Raw genomic sequence first — 15,630 nt, 5'->3', positions numbered from 1 at the left:
AGACATGATGCACGACTAGGATATTTTAATGCCAAATTATTTTTGCTTACCTCGTCCGCTGTAGCGTGTCGCGTTGCGCCAGCGCCGGAAACCAGCGCATCCACAGCCCCACCACCACCAGGGTGCCGACGCCGCCGAGCACCACCGCCGGCACGGTGCCGAACGCCGCGGCGGTGATGCCGGACTCGAATTCGCCCAGCTGATTGGACGCACCAATGAACAGCGAGTTGACTGCGCTGACCCGGCCACGCATTTCATCCGGGGTCTCCAGCTGGATGAAGGTGCTGCGGATCACCACGCTGATCATGTCCGAGGCACCGAGCACCACCAGCGCACACAGCGACAGCGCAAAGTGCTCGGACAGACCGAACACGATGGTCGCAAGGCCGAACACCGCCACCGCCGCGAACATCACGTAGCCGACCCGGTGCCTCACCGGGTAGCGCATCAGCCAGGCTGACATCGCCAGCGCGCCCACCGCCGGTGCCGAGCGCAGCAGCCCCAGTCCCCACGGCCCGGTGTGCAGGATCTCGCCGGCGTAGATCGGCAACAGCGCGGTGGCGCCGCCGAGCAGCACCGCGAACAAATCGAGCGAGATCGCGCCGAGCACGTCCGGCCGACTCCAGATGAAGCGCACCCCGACCAGCAGCGAATCGAACGAGGGCTTCTCGCGCACGGACTCACTGCGCCGTGCATTGAGGGTGGCGACCAGCACCATGCCGATCAGGTAGATGGCCAGATCCAGCCCATAGGTGAAGGCGGCGCCGATCGCGTACAGGAAACCGCCCAGCGCCGGCGCAAGTATCGTTGCCGCCTCGTTGGCCGAAGCGGCCGCGGCGATCGCCGGCGCCAGCAGCTGTGGCGGCACCACGTTCGGCAGCAGTGCCTGCATCGTCGGCATGTCGAACGCGCGGCACACGCCGATCAGCACCGACAGCGCGAAGATCAGCTCGCGGCTGGTCGCGAAGCCCCAGTGACGACTGCCCATCAGCAGCAGCGCGGCGACCAGTGCCTGCACCGCCATGCTGACGGCGACGATGCGGCGCCGGTCGTAGCGGTCGGCCACGGTGCCGGTCACCAGCACCAGGAGCACGCGCGGCACGAACTGCAACAGGCCGACCAGGCCGAGGTCGAGCGCGGAATGCGTCAGCGAGTAGACTTGCCAGCCGATCGCAACGGTGAGGACCTGGAAACCGCTGGTCAGGCAGACCCGGGCAAACCAGAAGCGCCAGAACAGCGGAAAGTGGCGTAGTGAGGAAGATTCGGGAGGCGGGGGATTACTCATGATGGCTGATAGTCACGTCAGGGAACAATCCAACAAAGCCTACTCCGCCGCCGCGGCCGACGCCACGGGATTGTGGTAACGGTTTGCAATCGCATCACGGCGGCGGCCGTATAATGACACCATGACCGCCCACCTCGCCCCCCCGTTCGCCGCGCTGACGCCGGACACGCTGCTCTCCGCCCTGGAAGGCCTCGGCCTGCCGGTCAGCGGCAGCCTGCTCGCGCTCAACAGTTATGAAAACCGCGTCTACCAGGTCGGCCTGGACGATGCCCCCCCGCTGATCGCCAAGTTCTACCGCCCCGAGCGCTGGAGCGACGCGCAGATCCGCGAGGAGCACGCCTTCGTCGCCGAGCTGGCCGAACGCGAGATTCCGGTCGTCGCACCGCTGGCGTTCGGCGGCGAGACGCTGCATAGCCATGCCGGCTTTCGCTTCGCGGTCTACCCGCGCCGCGGCGGGCGTGCCCCGGAGCTCGACCGCGCCGACGTGCTCGAATGGCTGGGCCGCTTCCTCGGCCGCATCCACGCGGTCGGCGAGATCAAGCCGTTCACCGAGCGGCCGACGCTCGATGCGGACAGCTTCGGCGAGGAGCCGCTCGCCTTCCTCACCGGCAGTGACTTCCTGCCGCCGGACCTGCGCGAAGTGTATCTGGGCGTCGCGCGCCAGGCGCTCGACGGTGTGGCGCGCTGCTACGAGCGCGCCGGCAACGTCGCGATGCTGCGGCTGCACGGCGACTGCCACGCCAGCAACGTGCTGTGGACCGATGCCGGCCCGCACTTCGTCGACTTCGACGACTGCCGCACGGGCCCGGCGGTGCAGGACTTGTGGATGCTGCTGTCCGGCGAGCGCGCCGAGCAGAGCCGCCAGCTCGCCGACCTGTTGGCCGGCTACGAGGACTTCCGCGAGTTCGATGGCCGCGAGCTCTACCTGATCGAAGCGCTGCGCACGCTGCGGCTGATCCACTACAGCGCGTGGCTGGCGCGGCGCTGGCACGACCCGGCGTTTCCGGCCGCCTTCCCCTGGTTCGACAGCCCGCGCTACTGGCAAGACCGCATCCTGGAATTGCGCGAGCAGATCGCGCTGATGGACGAGCCGCCGCTGTGGCCGGTGTGAGCCCCTCCTGACAGACAACAGCCTGGTCGACGACCAAGCTGTTTTTGCATGCGCCGGCTAACAGGTGGCGTGTGCCGCCTGGCCGGCGATCCGGCTGGAATTGACGCTAAGCAATCAGAACGAGGACCTGTGGCGGCACGGCGCCGACCTGGCGATTCGCGTCGGCAAGGAACAGATCGAACTGTCCCCCGCAGGGCGCTGCCGGCTCAACGAGCTGGCGTTGGCGGTAAGCCTCGCCGAAGCGGGGCAGGGACTCTTGTACTGCCCGCTGCCGTTTTGTCACGAGGCGATCGAGAGCGGCCGGCTGGTGCGGCTCTTGCCCGGCTGGCGCACGCCGCAACGTCCGATCTACGCGGTATGGCCGCAGCAGCAGTTGCCGCGCAAGGTGAGGGTGCTGCTCGAGCACCTGTCCGATTTCGCCCTGGCAATACCGCTGCTGCAGGGCGAGACGCCGGGCTGAACCGCATCAGAAGCGGTAGCTGTAGCGCAGCATCCCGAGATCGCCCCCCGGGTTCGGCCTGCTGATGTCGGCGTTGGAGAGGTGAAGGTAGTTGGCGCTCAGCTCATGGTGGCCCAAGGCGTAGCCGATGCCGAACCGGTCGGCGAACTGCCAGTGGGTATTCAGGTCGCGAGAGTCGGACCATTTGGGGTTGTTCATCACTGCGACGCCGACGCTCAGTTCGATAAACGGCCCCGAGTCGGGGCGCGAGGTCTTGAACTGGTAGTGCAGCACGGGAGCGGCGATCAGAGTCCACACCGGATCGAGTGTGGTCCGGGTGTAGCCGCCGACCAGCTCGGCGCGGGTTTGCAGCACACCGATGCTGTTGTCCCACCACTGCCATGGCAGCACCCAGCCCAGCCCGACGCGATAGTCGTCGACGCCCCCCGGCCCATTCGGCAGGGTCATCACGCCAACCGAACCGCTGATCAAATCGACGGCCTGCGCTGGCGACAGCAGGCCGCCGAGCAACAAGCCCATGAGCACGCACCCAGAACGAGACATGGCCGATCCCTCCTGAGTATGTGATAGCTCCTTTAAGCAGGCGTTACACGGCACCTCGCACCGTCCGTCGCCGCCACACGGCACGACTCGTCCGAACGGTCATTACAGGGCGAAGAAAGGCAGCGGGGGGCCCGACGATAAACCCTTATGCCCGGCATCACACGCCGCCGACCCGGCTCAGGCGTAACCGACCAACTCGTGCCGGGAGTCCGCCAGTCGGCCGCAGCCCAGCGACATCAACAGCAAGGCGATACGCTCGTGCATGATCAAGGTGTGGTCATTGCCGGTTTCCCGCATCAGCCGGCGCAGCGTCTCGCGCACGCTGGGGACGCCGGTGACATCGATCAGGATGTCGATGTCGTCACCACGCCGGGCCAGCTCGGTGAAGTCGCGGGTGACATAGACGCCGTGGGCCAGCGCCATCTGGACGCCGGCAGTTGCATGGTCGAGTTCGGCAACGCCGACCAGCTCGACGTAGGGGGCGCTCAGCAAGGCAGCCAGCAGCGGAGTGCCGGTTTCGCCTGCGCCTATCACTGCAATGCGAAATGGTTTCATAACGGCAAACATCATGTCGTAAATATGCGTATCACAATACGATATTTGCAACGTCGGATTCTTGACCCGTGTCAAACCCTGTACCCCATGGGTCGTTTCACGTGGAACCCGCCGACCGGGCCGCCACTCAGCCGAGCAGCGCCCGCACGCCAAGCGCCGCCCCGAAGCCCAGCAGCAGCAAACCGCACAGGGTGTCGATCCGTCGCCGCCAGCACGTCGACAGCTTGCCGCCCAACCAGCCGACCGTGCCGGCCAACATCAGCCACCACAGCACCGACCCGCAAAACACTCCGGTGATCATCACCACACCGGCCACCGCGCCGGGCGCCTGTCGCCCGGCCAGCCCGGCAAACACCGCGACGAACGACAGCACGGTCAGCGGGTTGCTTAGCGTCAGCGCGAACGCGCTGACGGCATAGCCGGCGAGACCCGCTCCGGCCCCGGCCGCCGCCCGTTCGGCCGGCGCGCGCCGCAGCGTGGCCACTCCTAGCCAGATCAGGAAGCCGCTGCCGAACAGCGCTAGCGGTAGGGCCAGCCGGGTCAGCCAGGCGGTCAGCATGCCGAGGCCAGCCACGCCGACGGTGGCGTACAGCGCGTCGGCCGACGCGGCGCCGAGCCCGGTCACCAGGCCCGCCGCGCGGCCGTACCGCAACGTACGCTCGATCACCAACAGCCCGATCGGCCCGACCGGTGCCGCAATCGCCCAACCGACCAATAGTGCCTGACTGAACAATGCCACCCCGCTCATGAGTCTATCCTCGCGTGATTTGTCGTGATCAGTGTGAGCGCCGCCCGCCCGCTTGCCCATGCCGGATTTAAGGCAAGATGGCATTTTCGGCTGCTATTTTTTCGTTAACAACCAAGGAGACAGAAAAATGGAAATCGACGGCAAGGCCTGGAAGATGCTCGCCGCGCTGCAGGCCAATGCACGGCTGTCGTTGACCGAGTTGGCCCAGGTCGCCGGCCTGTCGGTGCCGGCGGTGTCGGAGCGGCTGCGCCGGCTGGAGGAAGCCGGGGTGATTCGCGGTTACCGTGCCGAGGTGGCGGCCGACAAGCTTGGCTATCCGCTGCAGGCGCTGATCGGCATCACCGTACCGCAGCCTTACAAGGCGACGCTGCTGGCGCTGCTCGACGAGATGCCCGAGGTGCTGGAGTGCCACCACGTCACCGGACAGGACTCCTACGTGTTCCGCCTGGCCTGCCGCGACGTCGCCCACCTGGAGGCGACGCTGGCGCGCGTCAACCACTTGGGCGAGACTCGCACCGCGCTGATCCTGTCGACGCCGATCCCGATCCGGCCGCTGCAGCCGTTCGCGCTGCGCGCCGACTGAACGGCCGTTGCCCCTAATAAACCCTGGTTTCTGCAGGGTTTATTATTGCGCCGCAGCATCGTCACGCCAGCGCATGACATCCGGCCCAGCTAGGGAATTCCCTAAGGTGTCGACATGCCGGCCCAGCGCTACAGTTCAACTCGCAAGGATAGGTGTCCGGCGACCGCGCCCCGAAGAACAACACGCGGCGCCCCCCCATAACTCGGGCCCCGGCCCCCAGAGCGAGAAACCCCATGTCCAGTTCCACCCCAACCCGCCAGTCGCAGGCGCGCACGGTGTTCCGTGTCGTCAGCGGCAACTTCCTCGAGATGTATGACTTCATGGTGTATGGCTTCTACGCCACCGCCATCGCCCACACCTTCTTCCCCGCCGGCAGCGAATTCGCCTCGCTGATGCTGTCGCTGGTCACCTTCGGCGCCGGCTTCCTGATGCGACCGCTGGGCGCGATCGTGCTCGGCGCCTTCATCGACCGCCACGGCCGCCGCGTCGGCCTGCTGGTGACGCTGGGCCTGATGGCCGCCGGCACGCTGTTGATCGCCTGTGTGCCCGGCTACGCCAGCATCGGCATCGCCGCGCCGCTGTTGGTGCTGGTCGGCCGGCTGCTGCAGGGCTTCTCGGCCGGCGTGGAGCTGGGCGGCGTATCGGTGTACCTCGCCGAAATCGCCACCAAGGGCAACAAGGGCTTCTATGTGAGCTGGCAGTCGGCCAGCCAGCAGGTGGCGGTGATCTTCGCCGCGCTGTTGGGCGTGCTGCTGCACAGCCTGCTGCCGAAGGAGGTGATGATCGAGTGGGGCTGGCGCGTACCGTTCCTGGTCGGCTGCCTGATCGTGCCGTTCCTGTTCATCATCCGCCGTTCGCTGCAGGAGACCGAGGCGTTCAAGCAGCGCAAGCAGCATCCGACCCTCGGCCAGATCTTCGCCTCGATCCGCCAGAACTGGGGCCTGGTGCTCAACGGCGCCTTCCTGGTGATGATGACCACCGTGTCGTTCTACATGATCACCGCCTACACCCCGACCTTCGGCAAGGAAGTGCTGAAGCTCGGCGAGGTCGACAACCTGATCGTCACCGTCTGCGTCGGTATCTCCAACTTCTTCTGGCTGCCGGTGATGGGCATGTTCTCCGACCGGGTCGGCCGCAAGCCGCTGTTGATCGCCTTCACCGTGCTGATGCTGGTGACCGCCTACCCGACCATGCTGTGGCTGACCAGCGACCCGTCGTTCGGCCGCCTGCTGCTGGTCGAACTGTGGCTGTCGTTCATCTACGCCAGCTACAACGGCGCGATGGTGGTGGCGCTGACCGAAGTGATGCCGCCGGCGGTGCGCACCACCGGTTTCTCGCTGGCCTACAGCCTGGCCACCGCGATCTTCGGCGGCTTCACCCCGGCGATCTCCACCTACCTGATCCACGCCACCGGCAACAAGGCGATGCCGGGCGTGTGGCTGAGCGTGGCGGCGGTGTGCGCGCTGTTCGCTACGCTGCGCCTGATGCGCGCCGGCCGCTCCCACGTGCACGGCGAGGCGAACGCCACGGTCTGAGCGAAGTCCCTGCTCCAAAATAAAGGTTGGCTGAAGCCAACCTTTTTTGTTGCACGCCTTCCTGTCCGCTCTGGCAGCAGACATGGCGTGAGGGTCAAGGCTCCTAATCATCCAGCCTCCTTTACAAGCACTCTGGCCACGCCCAAAATAATGCCATTTGGATATTTAGGATCGGCCAGTACATGCACAAAATCGTCCTTACCCTCGCCAACCTAACCGTAGCACCGATGGCACTGGCTGCCAGTTTCAATTGCGTGCAGGACACCTCCCCAATTGAAAAACTGATCTGCACCTCACCGCCCGTCTCGAAGTTGGATGAGCAGTTAGCCGTGGCGTATGAAAACGCGCTCGAAACCGTGAACAACCCAACAGTAGTGCAAAAGAGCCAGATCGCTTGGCTGAAAAGCGTGCGCAAAACCTGCCACGATGCGGCCTGCCTCGCGGCCTCCTATCAACAACGGCTGGACGAGCTGAAGGCACTGAAGCCGGCTCCGTGGAAGACCTTCCGCAACGAGGCCCTGGGCGTCCAGTTCCGCTATCCCGCCAACCACACCGTGACGGTTGACCTGAAACGAAAAACCGTCACCACGAGCGGCCCACGATTCGAGCTGGGCGAACACAAGATAACTTACGGAGAAATCTTGCTATTTAGCCTGGGAGAAGGTGATTTGAAACGCGCCCTGGAATCCAGTGAACTCTTCAAGAAGCAAAAGGGCCAGTGGGTAACGGCTAGCGAAACAGAGCTTGGTGGATCCATCAACTATGTTCCGACCACCAAGCTCTCTGGCATAGGCTGGCAGGGGGTCAAGGGCACTTATAGCTGCGGCGTCTCACGTCAGTGGGACTGCTCGATAGCCGTGATCAGCAACGGTAGGCGCTACCTTATGGTCAGTCCCAACTACATCGATGACTTCGAAGACCGCGAACAAAAGACCCTCGCCTCTATCCGCTTCAACTGACCAGAAATCCAACCCGCTCTTGTCGGCATGCCAGCACTTGTCTCCGAGACGCCTGCACGCTCGGATGGTTGAAACAAAAAAGGTTGGCCAAAGCCAACCTTTTTTGTCGTTATGTCGATTATGCAAAATCGGGGTTCAGCGCACCACCGGCTGCGCGCTGACCGTCAGTTCCAGTTTCTTGCCCGGATTGTACGGCATGGTGACCGTCTCGCGCTGGCCGCGGTATTCGTAGGTGACCGCGTAGCCGGTCACCGCCTGGTGGCTGGTGCAGGCTTGTGCCACCGGTTGCGGCTGGACACCGGTGCGGTTTTGGGCGATCTGGCGACCAGCCATCGCACCGCCGAGCGCGCCGACGATGGTGGCGGCGGTGCGGCCACGGCCACCGCCGACCTGGTTGCCGAGCACACCGCCGACGATGCCGCCGAGCAGCGCGCCGCCGTTCTCGCCGGTCATCAGCCCGCCGACGGCGCTGGTGACGTCGCCGCTGTTCTGCACCGGTGCCGGGCAGTTGTCCGTGACGGTGCTGTATTGGGGGTCGCTGCGCACGACGGTGGCGTAATCGGTAAAGGTAGCGGCCTCGGCGCCGGCGGCAGCCAGCAGCAGGGCGGTGAGCAGAATTCTTTTCATGTTGGGCGAATCTCCGAGAGAAGCAGCAGGCACTGCTGGCGAGGGAGGAGTATAGGCGGGTCGGTAGGTATGTCCTGTGAATCTGTGTTAGCAAATATTAAGCGCCGCTAACAACGCCCTGCTGACTTTGTCGCTCGGCCTTGCCAGCGGCTTGTGCCGTTTGATCCACTACACGCGAGGGCACGGCACCGGGGGTTGTTAGCGATGTCGTTAAGCGTCGCTGGCCCGCCATGCCGTGTTGCGATGCTGCCTTGCCATATGACGCGCCCCGCCAGGCTCGCCCCGCACCGCGCCACCACGCGTTGAGCGCATTGCTGCGGCGCATGATGCCGCGGCATGACACGGCCGTCAGGCGACCGCCCGGCAGGGAGGAGGCATGTCAGCCTTGGCCACCCGCCGCCACCTTGCCATACTGCCAACGCTGTCGGCCGTTCGGCCGACCTCGTCCCTCGTCCCCTGCGTTTGCCCGGAGCCTGCCATGCCGACCCCGACTTTTCGCCCCCTGTTTGCCTTTGCCGACGAGCACGCCGCGCTGGTCGAAATCAAGCGCCTCGACCTGCCCCCCGACAGCCCGAAGAACCGGGTCTACCACTGGCTGTGGCTGGACGGTGCATCGCCGCTTGCATTGACCTTTCGCGCGATGGAGCGTGAGCCGCTGCAGTACCGCCGCTTCGCCGAAGGCGAGCTGTGGTTCGATGCGGATGGCGCCGATCTGCAATTGAAGGAGCAACCGCGCCGTAAGCTGCCGGCCTGCGGGGAGGCGGGGCTCGCGCCGCGCTGGCAGGCGGCGATCGCCGCGTACCTGGTCGAACAGGACGCCGCCCTGCGCTGACCGCAACCCCGCCCGGCGGCGTTCCGCACCCGGCCGCCGGACGACGCGCTACAATGGCGGCCTGTTTTTCTTTTCGACCGCCATGGCGTCCTTACCCTATCTCGCCGGCTATTCGGCCGAGCTGCAGCAGCGCGTGCAGGCGCTGCTGGACACCGGCCGGCTCGGCGACTGGCTGGCGCAGCGCTACCCCGAATCGGCGCACCCGGTCCAGACCGACCGCGCGCTGTACGACTACGTCGAGGCGCTGCGCCAGCGCTATCTGCGCAACACGTCGCCGCTTTCCAAGGTGCTGTACGACAACCGCCTCGACCCGGTGCAGCACACGCTCGGCACCAACACCTTCGTCGCGCGGGTGCAGGGCGGCAAGCTCAAGAGCAAGAATGAGATTCGCGTCGCCAGCCTGTTCCGCGATGCGCCGGAGGACTTCCTGCGCATGCTGGTGGTGCACGAGCTGGCTCACCTGAAGGAGAAGGACCACAACAAGGCCTTCTACCAGCTGTGCTGCCACATGGAGCCGGACTACCACCAGCGCGAGTTCGACCTGCGCGTCTGGCTGACCTGGCAGCGCCAGGGCGGCTGAGTCCCAATGCAAACAGCCCGGCGATGCCGGGCTGTTTGCTTGTCGGGATTGGTCGAACGCTCAGGCTGTGGCCGTATCCTTCACCCCCAGCTGACTGACCAGCACACTCGCCACGATCAGCGCTGCGCCACTGATCGCCAGCACCGTCAGCGTCTCGCCGGCCAGCCAGCCGACCAGCCCCGCCCACACCGGCTCCATCGCGAAGATGATCGTCGCGCGGGTGGCCGGCACGGTCTTCTGCGCCCAGTTCATCGCCACCTGGATCGCCGCGGTGGAGAGGCCCAGCGCCAGCACGCAGCCGATCAGGCCCGGCGTCGGCTGCGGCAGCGACTCGCCGCTGACCAGCATCGCCGCCGTCGCCAGCAGCGACACCACCGCCAGTTGCACCACCGTCACCCGGCGCGGCTCGCAACGCCCGGCGTAGCGGCCGACCAGACAGATCTCCAGCGCGATCGCCGCCGCCCCCGCGATCGTCAGCCATTCGCCGATGCCGAAATGGAAGTCCAGCCCGCGCGGGTCGGACAGCAACAGCAGCCCGACAAACGCGATCAGCACGCCGCCCCAGGCGGCCAGTGCCGGGCGGTGACGGAACAGCAGCCAGCTGAACAGCGGCACCAACGGTACGTACAGCGCGGTCAGGAACGCCGACTTGCTGCTGGCGATGTGGGCGAGACCGAGCGTCTGCAGTGAGTAGCTGAAAAACAGCACGCTGCCCACCACGGCACCGGCGCGCAGCTCGGCGCGGGTCAGACCGCTCAGCGTTCGGCGCGCCAGCACCATCGCGATCAGCGCGCCGGCGCCGAAGCGCAGCGCGACGAAGCCGTACGGCCCGGCCCACTGCAGCGCGGTCTGTACCCCCAGGAAGGTGCCGCCCCAGATCATCGTGATGACGACCAGCACGGCATCGGGCAATAGGGAACGACGCGGCGGCAGCGCGTCCAGGCAGGTGGTGGCACTCATGGGAAGTCTCGACAATGTAAGACGGATTGGTGCACTATACTGCACATATTCATCAATGTGCAATATAGTGCTCAAATGACCGATTCCGCCACCTTGCCCGTGATCCTCACCGTGTCGGCCAACCTGCGCGCCGCCCGCCAGCGCAAGGGACTGAGCCAGGAAAAGCTCGCCGCCGCCGCCGGCGTCAGCCGACGCATGCTGGTCAATATCGAAGCGGGGGAGAGCAATGTCAGCCTCGCCACGCTCGATCGCCTCGCCAGCGCGCTGGGGCTAAGTTTCGCCGAGCTCGTGCACGAGGCCGGCACCGACCCGGCCAGCCCGGTGCGGGTCTGGCAGCGCAGCGACAGCCACGGCACGCTGTTGCAGAGCGTGCGCCAGGGCCGCCAGACGGTGGAGTTGTGGCAGTGGCAGCTGGGGGCCGGCGAACGCTACGACGCCGATGCCGACCCGGCCGGCAGCCACGAGATCGTCTACGTGGTGGCCGGCACGCTGCGGCTGGAACTGCCCGAAGAGGTGCGCCAGCTCAGCGCCGGCGACTCCATCGCCTATGCTTCCGACTGCCGCTACACCTACCTTAACCCCGGCAGCACGCCGCTCGTATTCACCAAGAACGTACTATTGGCGGGGGCTGGCACAGCCGAATAGCACAGCCAGCCCGGAAGCCCGCACGCTGGGCTCGACCCGGCGAGCCACAAGCAAGGAAGAGCTATCGGTAGTCAGCCATTGACGAAGCGGGCGATCGCCGCATAAGTCGCCGCGCATTCCTCAGCGATCATCGCCTCCAGGTTCAGGAAGGCGTGCAGCAGGTCGTTGAACGGCAGGTGCTCGGCGGGCACGCCGATCTCGCGCAGTTTTTCGACATAGGCGACACCCTCGTCGCGCAGCGGGTCGAAGCCGGCGGTGATCACCAGCGTCTTCGGCAGCCGGCTGGTGAACTCGCCATACAGCGGCGACGGCGCCAGGCGGTTCTCGGCATGCTGGAAGTAGTGATCGAAATACCAGGCCACCCGGCTCTCGGTCAGGAAGTAGCCCTCGCCGTTCTCGGCCACCGACGGCATCCGCAGCGTGTAGTCGAGGCTGGGGTAGATCAGTACCTGGCGGGTGATGGCGAGCGACGGGTCGAACTGCGCCAGCCGGCTGACGCTGGCGGCGAACGCGCCGCCGCCCGAATCGCCGGCCAGCGTCAGCTCGCGGCGGAACGGCAACTGGCGCTTCCGCAGTGCGCCCCACACCCCGCGCGCTGCGGTGTAGGCGTCGGTCAGCCCGGCCGGGTAGGGGTTCTCCGGCGAGCGACGGTAATCGACCGACACCACGATCTGGCCGGTCGCTGCGGCAAGGCGCCGGCAGATCGGGTCGTACACCGCCACGCTGCCAGCCATATGGCCGCCACCGTGATAGAACACGATCACCGCGCGCGCCTCGGTCGGCGCCGGGTGGTAGATGCGCACCGGCACGGTGTACTCATGGCCAGCGATCAGTTCGTCGTTGACCCAGGCGATCACCGGGCCGGGCGGCACAAAGGCTGCGGTCAGCCTGGCCAGCGCCTCACGCGCGCTGATCACGGTGGCGAGGTAGCCGTTCCTGATCGCCTCTTCGTTCAGGCGATTCAGTTCGGCCAACCAGGCGGCCAGTTTGGGGCTGACTTGTCGCATCGGAACACTCCTTGATAAGTGGTGCGGCACCTGACGCAGCGCACAAATATTCCTGAAGCATAGCCGAGTCCGACATGCCCGCAACGACAGGACGGCGCCATCGGGCAGCCGGCCGTGCGTTTTCAAGCCAGCACCCGTTCAGCCCACGGCGAACCCGGCTCCTCGCCGCGGCGCCGGTAACTGCGCCCCCGGTCGTACTGGTCGCGATAGGCTAGGAGCGGCGCGTCCCGCGCCGTATCATGAACACATGATGACCAAAGACTTCAAACCCGCCATGAACAACCCGACGCCGCTCACCCCGAAACCCTGCCCGAAGTGCGGCGCTCCCGCGGAACTGGGCCGCTCCGGCTCGCACCGCTTCTGGGTGCAGTGCAGCGGCTACCTGGGCTACGGCAACTGCACCGCGATCGGCCCGCAGACCGACAACAAGAAGGAAGCGATCCTGAAGTGGAACGCGATGAAATGAACCGAGTAACCCTACAGTAGCCGTCGCCAAGACAACCTGTGACCCCGCCGCCGACGCGGGGTACAGCTGGCCCATTCCACACCAGTCACACCAACCCAGTCCGCTCCCCGGCTTCCGCACCGCCCCCGCCTTATCAATTGTTAACACTCCTTAACAGTCCTTGCCGCCAACTTTACATATGCTAACCGTGCATTTACATGCGGTGCACAAGGCATCAGCAATCCGGCAACGATAACGGGAGAACAAACATGTCGAGCAAGACTCTGGCCGTAGTGGCGGCAGTGGCCCTCTTTGGGGCGGGCAGCCTCGCCTTCGCCGGCGGCAATGGTCATGGTAGCGGTGGCGGCCATGGCGGCGGACATGATGGCAGCGCGCATAGCGCGAACCATGCCAGCGGCAACGCCGCTGCACCTGTCAGCAGCAAAAGCGTGCGGAACTCGAACGGGCTGAATGCGACGGACCGCGACAAGGGACGCGAGCGGGCCGCTGATCGGCACAGCTCGAAGAGCGGCAAAACCCATCACCACAGCAAGACGCACATCGGCAGCAAGAAGACGCTGAACTCGAATGGGCTGAAGGCGGCGGATCGCGACGAAGGGCAAGAGCGTGCCGCTGACCGGCACGACTTGAAGAGCGACAAAGCGCATAACCTGGCGCACGTCAGCAACAAGGGCGCGCTGAACTCGAATGGGCTGAGGGCGGCGGATCACGACAAGGGGCAAGAGCGTGCCGCCGACCGGCACAGCCTGAACGCCACGAAGAATGACGTAGCGGGCCAGTCACCCAGCACTAACCCAGCGCCGAAACAGCCCACGCAGAACTGATCTGCGTCCCGGCCAGAAGAAAGGCAGCCATCAGGCTGCCTTTCTCATTGCCAGCTCCCTTATCTATCCCAATAGCGTTTTTTTGCGAAGCAAAAAGTTGAAAATTGAATATTTTTGTCGCGATAACAAATGACGCGCCGCAACCATGGCCATAGCATCTCCTAGCAGCAAAACCGATTTGTATGGCATGACTTTCCATACATCGGCCCGCTGCCGTTCATAACAAGCAGGGGCCGGCCACGGCCCCGTGGAGAGAGCAACGACCATGAAAATGACCCGTACCGTGTTGTCGCTGGCCCTGGGCCTGGCGTTCCTGAATGGCCAGGTGCAGGCCGCACCGCCGCTCACCACCAGCAACGGCAAGGCCGCCGTCAGCGTCGCCGCCAGCAACGCCTGGGTGGAGATCGACCGTGCCGCATTCGAGCACAATATCCGCACGCTGCAGAAGGAGCTGGGCGGCAAGTCGCAGATCTGCGCGATCCTGAAGGCCGACGCGTACGGCCACGGCATCGGCCTGCTGATGCCGACCATCATCAAGACCGGTGTGCCGTGCGTGGGCATCGCCAGCAATGAGGAGGCGCGCGTGGTGCGCGCCAGCGGCTTCAAGGGCCGACTGGTGCGGGTGCGCACCGCCACGCTGCAGGAGATCAACGCCGCGCTGAAGTACAACATGGAAGAGCTGATGGGCAACGCCGAACTGGCCCGCGAAGCCGGGGAGCTGGCACGCCGCCACGGCCGCACGCTGAAAGTACACCTGGCGCTGAACTCGGCGGGCATGAGCCGCAATGGCGTGGACATGGCCACCGAGCAGGGCAAACAGGACGCGGTCGCGATGACCGAGCAGCGCGGTCTGAAGGTGGTCGGCGTGATGACGCACTTCCCGGTCGAGGACAAGGACGACGTCAAGAAGGGCCTGGCGGTGTTCAACCAGGACGTGGACTGGCTGTTCGCCCACAGCAAGCTCGACCGCAAGAAGGTGACGGTGCACTGCGCCAACTCGTTCGCGACACTGGAAGTGCCGGAAGCACGCCTGGACATGGTGCGCCCGGGCGGCGCGCTGTTCGGCGACACCGTGCCGTCGCGCACCGAGTACCAGCGCGTGATGCAGTTCAAGTCGCGCGTCGCGACGGTGAACAGCTACCCGGCCGGCAACACCGTCGGCTATGACCGCACCTTCACACTGAAGCGCGATTCGAAGCTCGCGAACATCCCGGTCGGCTATTCGGACGGCTACCGCCGCGTGTTCACCAACAAGGGCTTCGTGCTGATCGACGGCCAGCGCGTGCCGGTGGTGGGCAAGGTGTCGATGAACACGCTGATGGTCGACGTGACCGACGTGCCGGGCGTGAAGGCCGGCGACGAGGTGGTGCTGTTCGGCAAGCAGGGCAAGGCCGAGATCACCCAGGACGAGGTTGAGAACATCAACGGCGCACTGCTGGCCGACTTGTACACGGTGTGGGGCAACTCGAATCCGAAGATCCTGAAGAACTGAGGGCTCCCGGTTCAGCCGGCCGGGTGAAGGAGGCCCGGAAGAGGGGAGTGGAAGCCGTCCGCGAGGGCGGCTTTTTTTATTGGGGGTAGGGGTCAGCCCAAGGTTGCTCAGCGCTTGCATTAAGCCGTCCGTCCCTGCGGCCAACATTGCGGGGCCCCGTTGCCTTGTCGGTCTCGCCCGACCGGCGAGGTACTTTCTTTGCTTCGTCAAAGAAAGTACCCAAAGAGAGACGACCCCACCGCGCGGGCCTTCGGCTTCCCTCGCGCCTGCCAAGCGGCCAGGCGCCGCCGAACTCGCCCCGCGCTAACATCGCGGTGCTCAAACAAGCGGCGGCTTAAGACCTGGCCGCTTGACGATCGCTCGGCAGCGCAGAAGGGGGGTGAGCAAGTCGACTGCAGCGGTTGGGACAACGTAAGGA

Annotated in this window: 18 protein-coding genes; 11 read left to right on the top strand and 7 right to left on the bottom strand. The window is 65.5% G+C overall.

Annotated elements, in window-relative coordinates; translation table 11 throughout:
- Positions 1–46: 46 nt before the first annotated feature.
- Positions 47–1,285 (bottom strand): MFS transporter, encoded by a 1,239-nt coding sequence (locus tag QU481_RS06095; RefSeq protein WP_289829037.1) that lies wholly within the window; start codon positions 1,283–1,285, stop codon positions 47–49.
- A gap of 121 nt (positions 1,286–1,406) precedes the next feature.
- Between QU481_RS06095 and QU481_RS06090 the strand changes: the two genes are divergently transcribed.
- Together QU481_RS06090 and QU481_RS06085 are read left to right on the top strand one after the other, a co-directional pair.
- A complete protein-coding gene (locus QU481_RS06090) occupies positions 1,407–2,396 on the top strand; it encodes a serine/threonine protein kinase (protein WP_289829035.1) in 990 nt (329 codons plus the stop codon).
- A 64-nt stretch (positions 2,397–2,460) separates the two neighbouring features.
- Complete coding sequence (locus QU481_RS06085; RefSeq protein WP_289829034.1) at positions 2,461–2,856, top strand: LysR substrate-binding domain-containing protein; 396 nt, start codon at positions 2,461–2,463, stop codon at positions 2,854–2,856.
- 6 nt (positions 2,857–2,862) lie between these two features.
- Here QU481_RS06085 and QU481_RS06080 read toward each other — a convergent pair whose 3' ends face one another.
- The 3 genes from QU481_RS06080 to QU481_RS06070 form a co-directional block, all read right to left on the bottom strand.
- Complete coding sequence (locus tag QU481_RS06080; protein WP_289829033.1) at positions 2,863–3,399, bottom strand: acyloxyacyl hydrolase; 537 nt, start codon at positions 3,397–3,399, stop codon at positions 2,863–2,865.
- Positions 3,400–3,576: 177 nt separating this feature from the next.
- On the bottom strand, positions 3,577–3,954 hold the full coding sequence (locus QU481_RS06075; RefSeq protein WP_289829032.1) for an oxidoreductase: 378 nt from the start codon (positions 3,952–3,954) through the stop codon (positions 3,577–3,579).
- A 127-nt stretch (positions 3,955–4,081) separates the two neighbouring features.
- Complete coding sequence (locus tag QU481_RS06070) at positions 4,082–4,702, bottom strand: LysE family transporter (protein ID WP_289829031.1); 621 nt, start codon at positions 4,700–4,702, stop codon at positions 4,082–4,084.
- A gap of 127 nt (positions 4,703–4,829) precedes the next feature.
- Here QU481_RS06070 and QU481_RS06065 point away from each other — a divergent pair, with 127 nt between their 5' ends.
- The 3 genes from QU481_RS06065 to QU481_RS06055 all read left to right on the top strand — a co-directional run bounded on the left by QU481_RS06065 (position 4,830) and on the right by QU481_RS06055 (position 7,779).
- Positions 4,830–5,285 carry an Lrp/AsnC family transcriptional regulator gene (locus QU481_RS06065; protein ID WP_289829030.1) on the top strand — a complete coding sequence of 152 codons (456 nt, stop codon included), beginning with the start codon at positions 4,830–4,832 and terminating at the stop codon, positions 5,283–5,285.
- A gap of 233 nt (positions 5,286–5,518) precedes the next feature.
- On the top strand, positions 5,519–6,820 hold the full coding sequence (locus QU481_RS06060; protein ID WP_289829029.1) for an MFS transporter: 1,302 nt from the start codon (positions 5,519–5,521) through the stop codon (positions 6,818–6,820).
- 182 nt (positions 6,821–7,002) lie between these two features.
- Complete coding sequence (locus tag QU481_RS06055; RefSeq protein WP_289829028.1) at positions 7,003–7,779, top strand: lysozyme inhibitor LprI family protein; 777 nt, start codon at positions 7,003–7,005, stop codon at positions 7,777–7,779.
- A gap of 135 nt (positions 7,780–7,914) precedes the next feature.
- Here QU481_RS06055 and QU481_RS06050 read toward each other — a convergent pair whose 3' ends face one another.
- Complete coding sequence (locus tag QU481_RS06050) at positions 7,915–8,406, bottom strand: glycine zipper 2TM domain-containing protein (RefSeq protein ID WP_289829027.1); 492 nt, start codon at positions 8,404–8,406, stop codon at positions 7,915–7,917.
- Positions 8,407–8,884: 478 nt separating this feature from the next.
- Here QU481_RS06050 and QU481_RS06045 point away from each other — a divergent pair, with 478 nt between their 5' ends.
- Entirely contained in the window at positions 8,885–9,238 is a 354-nt protein-coding gene (locus QU481_RS06045) for a hypothetical protein (protein WP_289829026.1), read from the top strand.
- 82 nt (positions 9,239–9,320) lie between these two features.
- Positions 9,321–9,818, top strand: a complete 498-nt coding sequence (locus QU481_RS06040; RefSeq protein WP_289829025.1) for a M48 family metallopeptidase — start codon at positions 9,321–9,323, stop codon at positions 9,816–9,818.
- Positions 9,819–9,878: 60 nt separating this feature from the next.
- Here the strand turns inward: QU481_RS06040 and QU481_RS06035 are convergent, their stop codons facing one another.
- Positions 9,879–10,778, bottom strand: coding sequence for a DMT family transporter (locus QU481_RS06035; RefSeq protein WP_289829024.1), 900 nt, complete (start codon positions 10,776–10,778; stop codon positions 9,879–9,881).
- A 75-nt stretch (positions 10,779–10,853) separates the two neighbouring features.
- Between QU481_RS06035 and QU481_RS06030 the strand changes: the two genes are divergently transcribed.
- Positions 10,854–11,423, top strand: a complete 570-nt coding sequence (locus QU481_RS06030; RefSeq protein ID WP_289829023.1) for a helix-turn-helix domain-containing protein — start codon at positions 10,854–10,856, stop codon at positions 11,421–11,423.
- A 71-nt stretch (positions 11,424–11,494) separates the two neighbouring features.
- Here QU481_RS06030 and QU481_RS06025 read toward each other — a convergent pair whose 3' ends face one another.
- Positions 11,495–12,430, bottom strand: coding sequence for an alpha/beta hydrolase (locus QU481_RS06025; protein WP_289829022.1), 936 nt, complete (start codon positions 12,428–12,430; stop codon positions 11,495–11,497).
- Between the two features lie 250 nt (positions 12,431–12,680).
- Here QU481_RS06025 and QU481_RS06020 point away from each other — a divergent pair, with 250 nt between their 5' ends.
- The 3 genes from QU481_RS06020 to alr all read left to right on the top strand — a co-directional run bounded on the left by QU481_RS06020 (position 12,681) and on the right by alr (position 15,212).
- A complete protein-coding gene (locus QU481_RS06020) occupies positions 12,681–12,896 on the top strand; it encodes a Lar family restriction alleviation protein (RefSeq protein WP_289829021.1) in 216 nt (71 codons plus the stop codon).
- Between the two features lie 248 nt (positions 12,897–13,144).
- The gene (locus QU481_RS06015) at positions 13,145–13,720 is read left to right on the top strand and encodes a hypothetical protein (protein ID WP_289829020.1); all 576 of its coding nucleotides are present in this window, start codon (positions 13,145–13,147) and stop codon (positions 13,718–13,720) included.
- 265 nt (positions 13,721–13,985) lie between these two features.
- Positions 13,986–15,212, top strand: coding sequence for an alanine racemase (gene alr / locus QU481_RS06010; protein WP_289829019.1), 1,227 nt, complete (start codon positions 13,986–13,988; stop codon positions 15,210–15,212).
- Positions 15,213–15,630: the final 418 nt, after the last annotated feature.

It is taken from the genome of Crenobacter oryzisoli (assembly GCF_030385785.1).
Lineage (GTDB): Bacteria > Pseudomonadota > Gammaproteobacteria > Burkholderiales > Chromobacteriaceae > Crenobacter_A > Crenobacter_A oryzisoli.
Note: the sequence above shows the minus strand (reverse complement) of the source record. Positions and strands in the feature narration are given on the sequence as shown.

Excerpts from the sequence above, each read along its gene's own strand:
- QU481_RS06095 (WP_289829037.1), bottom strand. The coding sequence starts at position 1,285 with ATGAGTAATCCCCCGCCTCCCGAATCTTCCTCACTACGCCACTTTCCG.
- QU481_RS06090 (WP_289829035.1), top strand. The coding sequence starts at position 1,407 with ATGACCGCCCACCTCGCCCCCCCGTTCGCCGCGCTGACGCCGGACACG.
- QU481_RS06080 (WP_289829033.1), bottom strand. The coding sequence starts at position 3,399 with ATGTCTCGTTCTGGGTGCGTGCTCATGGGCTTGTTGCTCGGCGGCCTG.
- QU481_RS06075 (WP_289829032.1), bottom strand. The coding sequence starts at position 3,954 with ATGAAACCATTTCGCATTGCAGTGATAGGCGCAGGCGAAACCGGCACT.
- QU481_RS06070 (WP_289829031.1), bottom strand. The coding sequence starts at position 4,702 with ATGAGCGGGGTGGCATTGTTCAGTCAGGCACTATTGGTCGGTTGGGCG.
- QU481_RS06065 (WP_289829030.1), top strand. The coding sequence starts at position 4,830 with ATGGAAATCGACGGCAAGGCCTGGAAGATGCTCGCCGCGCTGCAGGCC.
- QU481_RS06060 (WP_289829029.1), top strand. The coding sequence starts at position 5,519 with ATGTCCAGTTCCACCCCAACCCGCCAGTCGCAGGCGCGCACGGTGTTC.
- QU481_RS06055 (WP_289829028.1), top strand. The coding sequence starts at position 7,003 with ATGCACAAAATCGTCCTTACCCTCGCCAACCTAACCGTAGCACCGATG.
- QU481_RS06050 (WP_289829027.1), bottom strand. The coding sequence starts at position 8,406 with ATGAAAAGAATTCTGCTCACCGCCCTGCTGCTGGCTGCCGCCGGCGCC.
- QU481_RS06045 (WP_289829026.1), top strand. The coding sequence starts at position 8,885 with ATGCCGACCCCGACTTTTCGCCCCCTGTTTGCCTTTGCCGACGAGCAC.
- QU481_RS06040 (WP_289829025.1), top strand. The coding sequence starts at position 9,321 with ATGGCGTCCTTACCCTATCTCGCCGGCTATTCGGCCGAGCTGCAGCAG.
- QU481_RS06035 (WP_289829024.1), bottom strand. The coding sequence starts at position 10,778 with ATGAGTGCCACCACCTGCCTGGACGCGCTGCCGCCGCGTCGTTCCCTA.
- QU481_RS06030 (WP_289829023.1), top strand. The coding sequence starts at position 10,854 with ATGACCGATTCCGCCACCTTGCCCGTGATCCTCACCGTGTCGGCCAAC.
- QU481_RS06025 (WP_289829022.1), bottom strand. The coding sequence starts at position 12,430 with ATGCGACAAGTCAGCCCCAAACTGGCCGCCTGGTTGGCCGAACTGAAT.
- QU481_RS06020 (WP_289829021.1), top strand. The coding sequence starts at position 12,681 with ATGACCAAAGACTTCAAACCCGCCATGAACAACCCGACGCCGCTCACC.
- QU481_RS06015 (WP_289829020.1), top strand. The coding sequence starts at position 13,145 with ATGTCGAGCAAGACTCTGGCCGTAGTGGCGGCAGTGGCCCTCTTTGGG.
- alr (WP_289829019.1), top strand. The coding sequence starts at position 13,986 with ATGAAAATGACCCGTACCGTGTTGTCGCTGGCCCTGGGCCTGGCGTTC.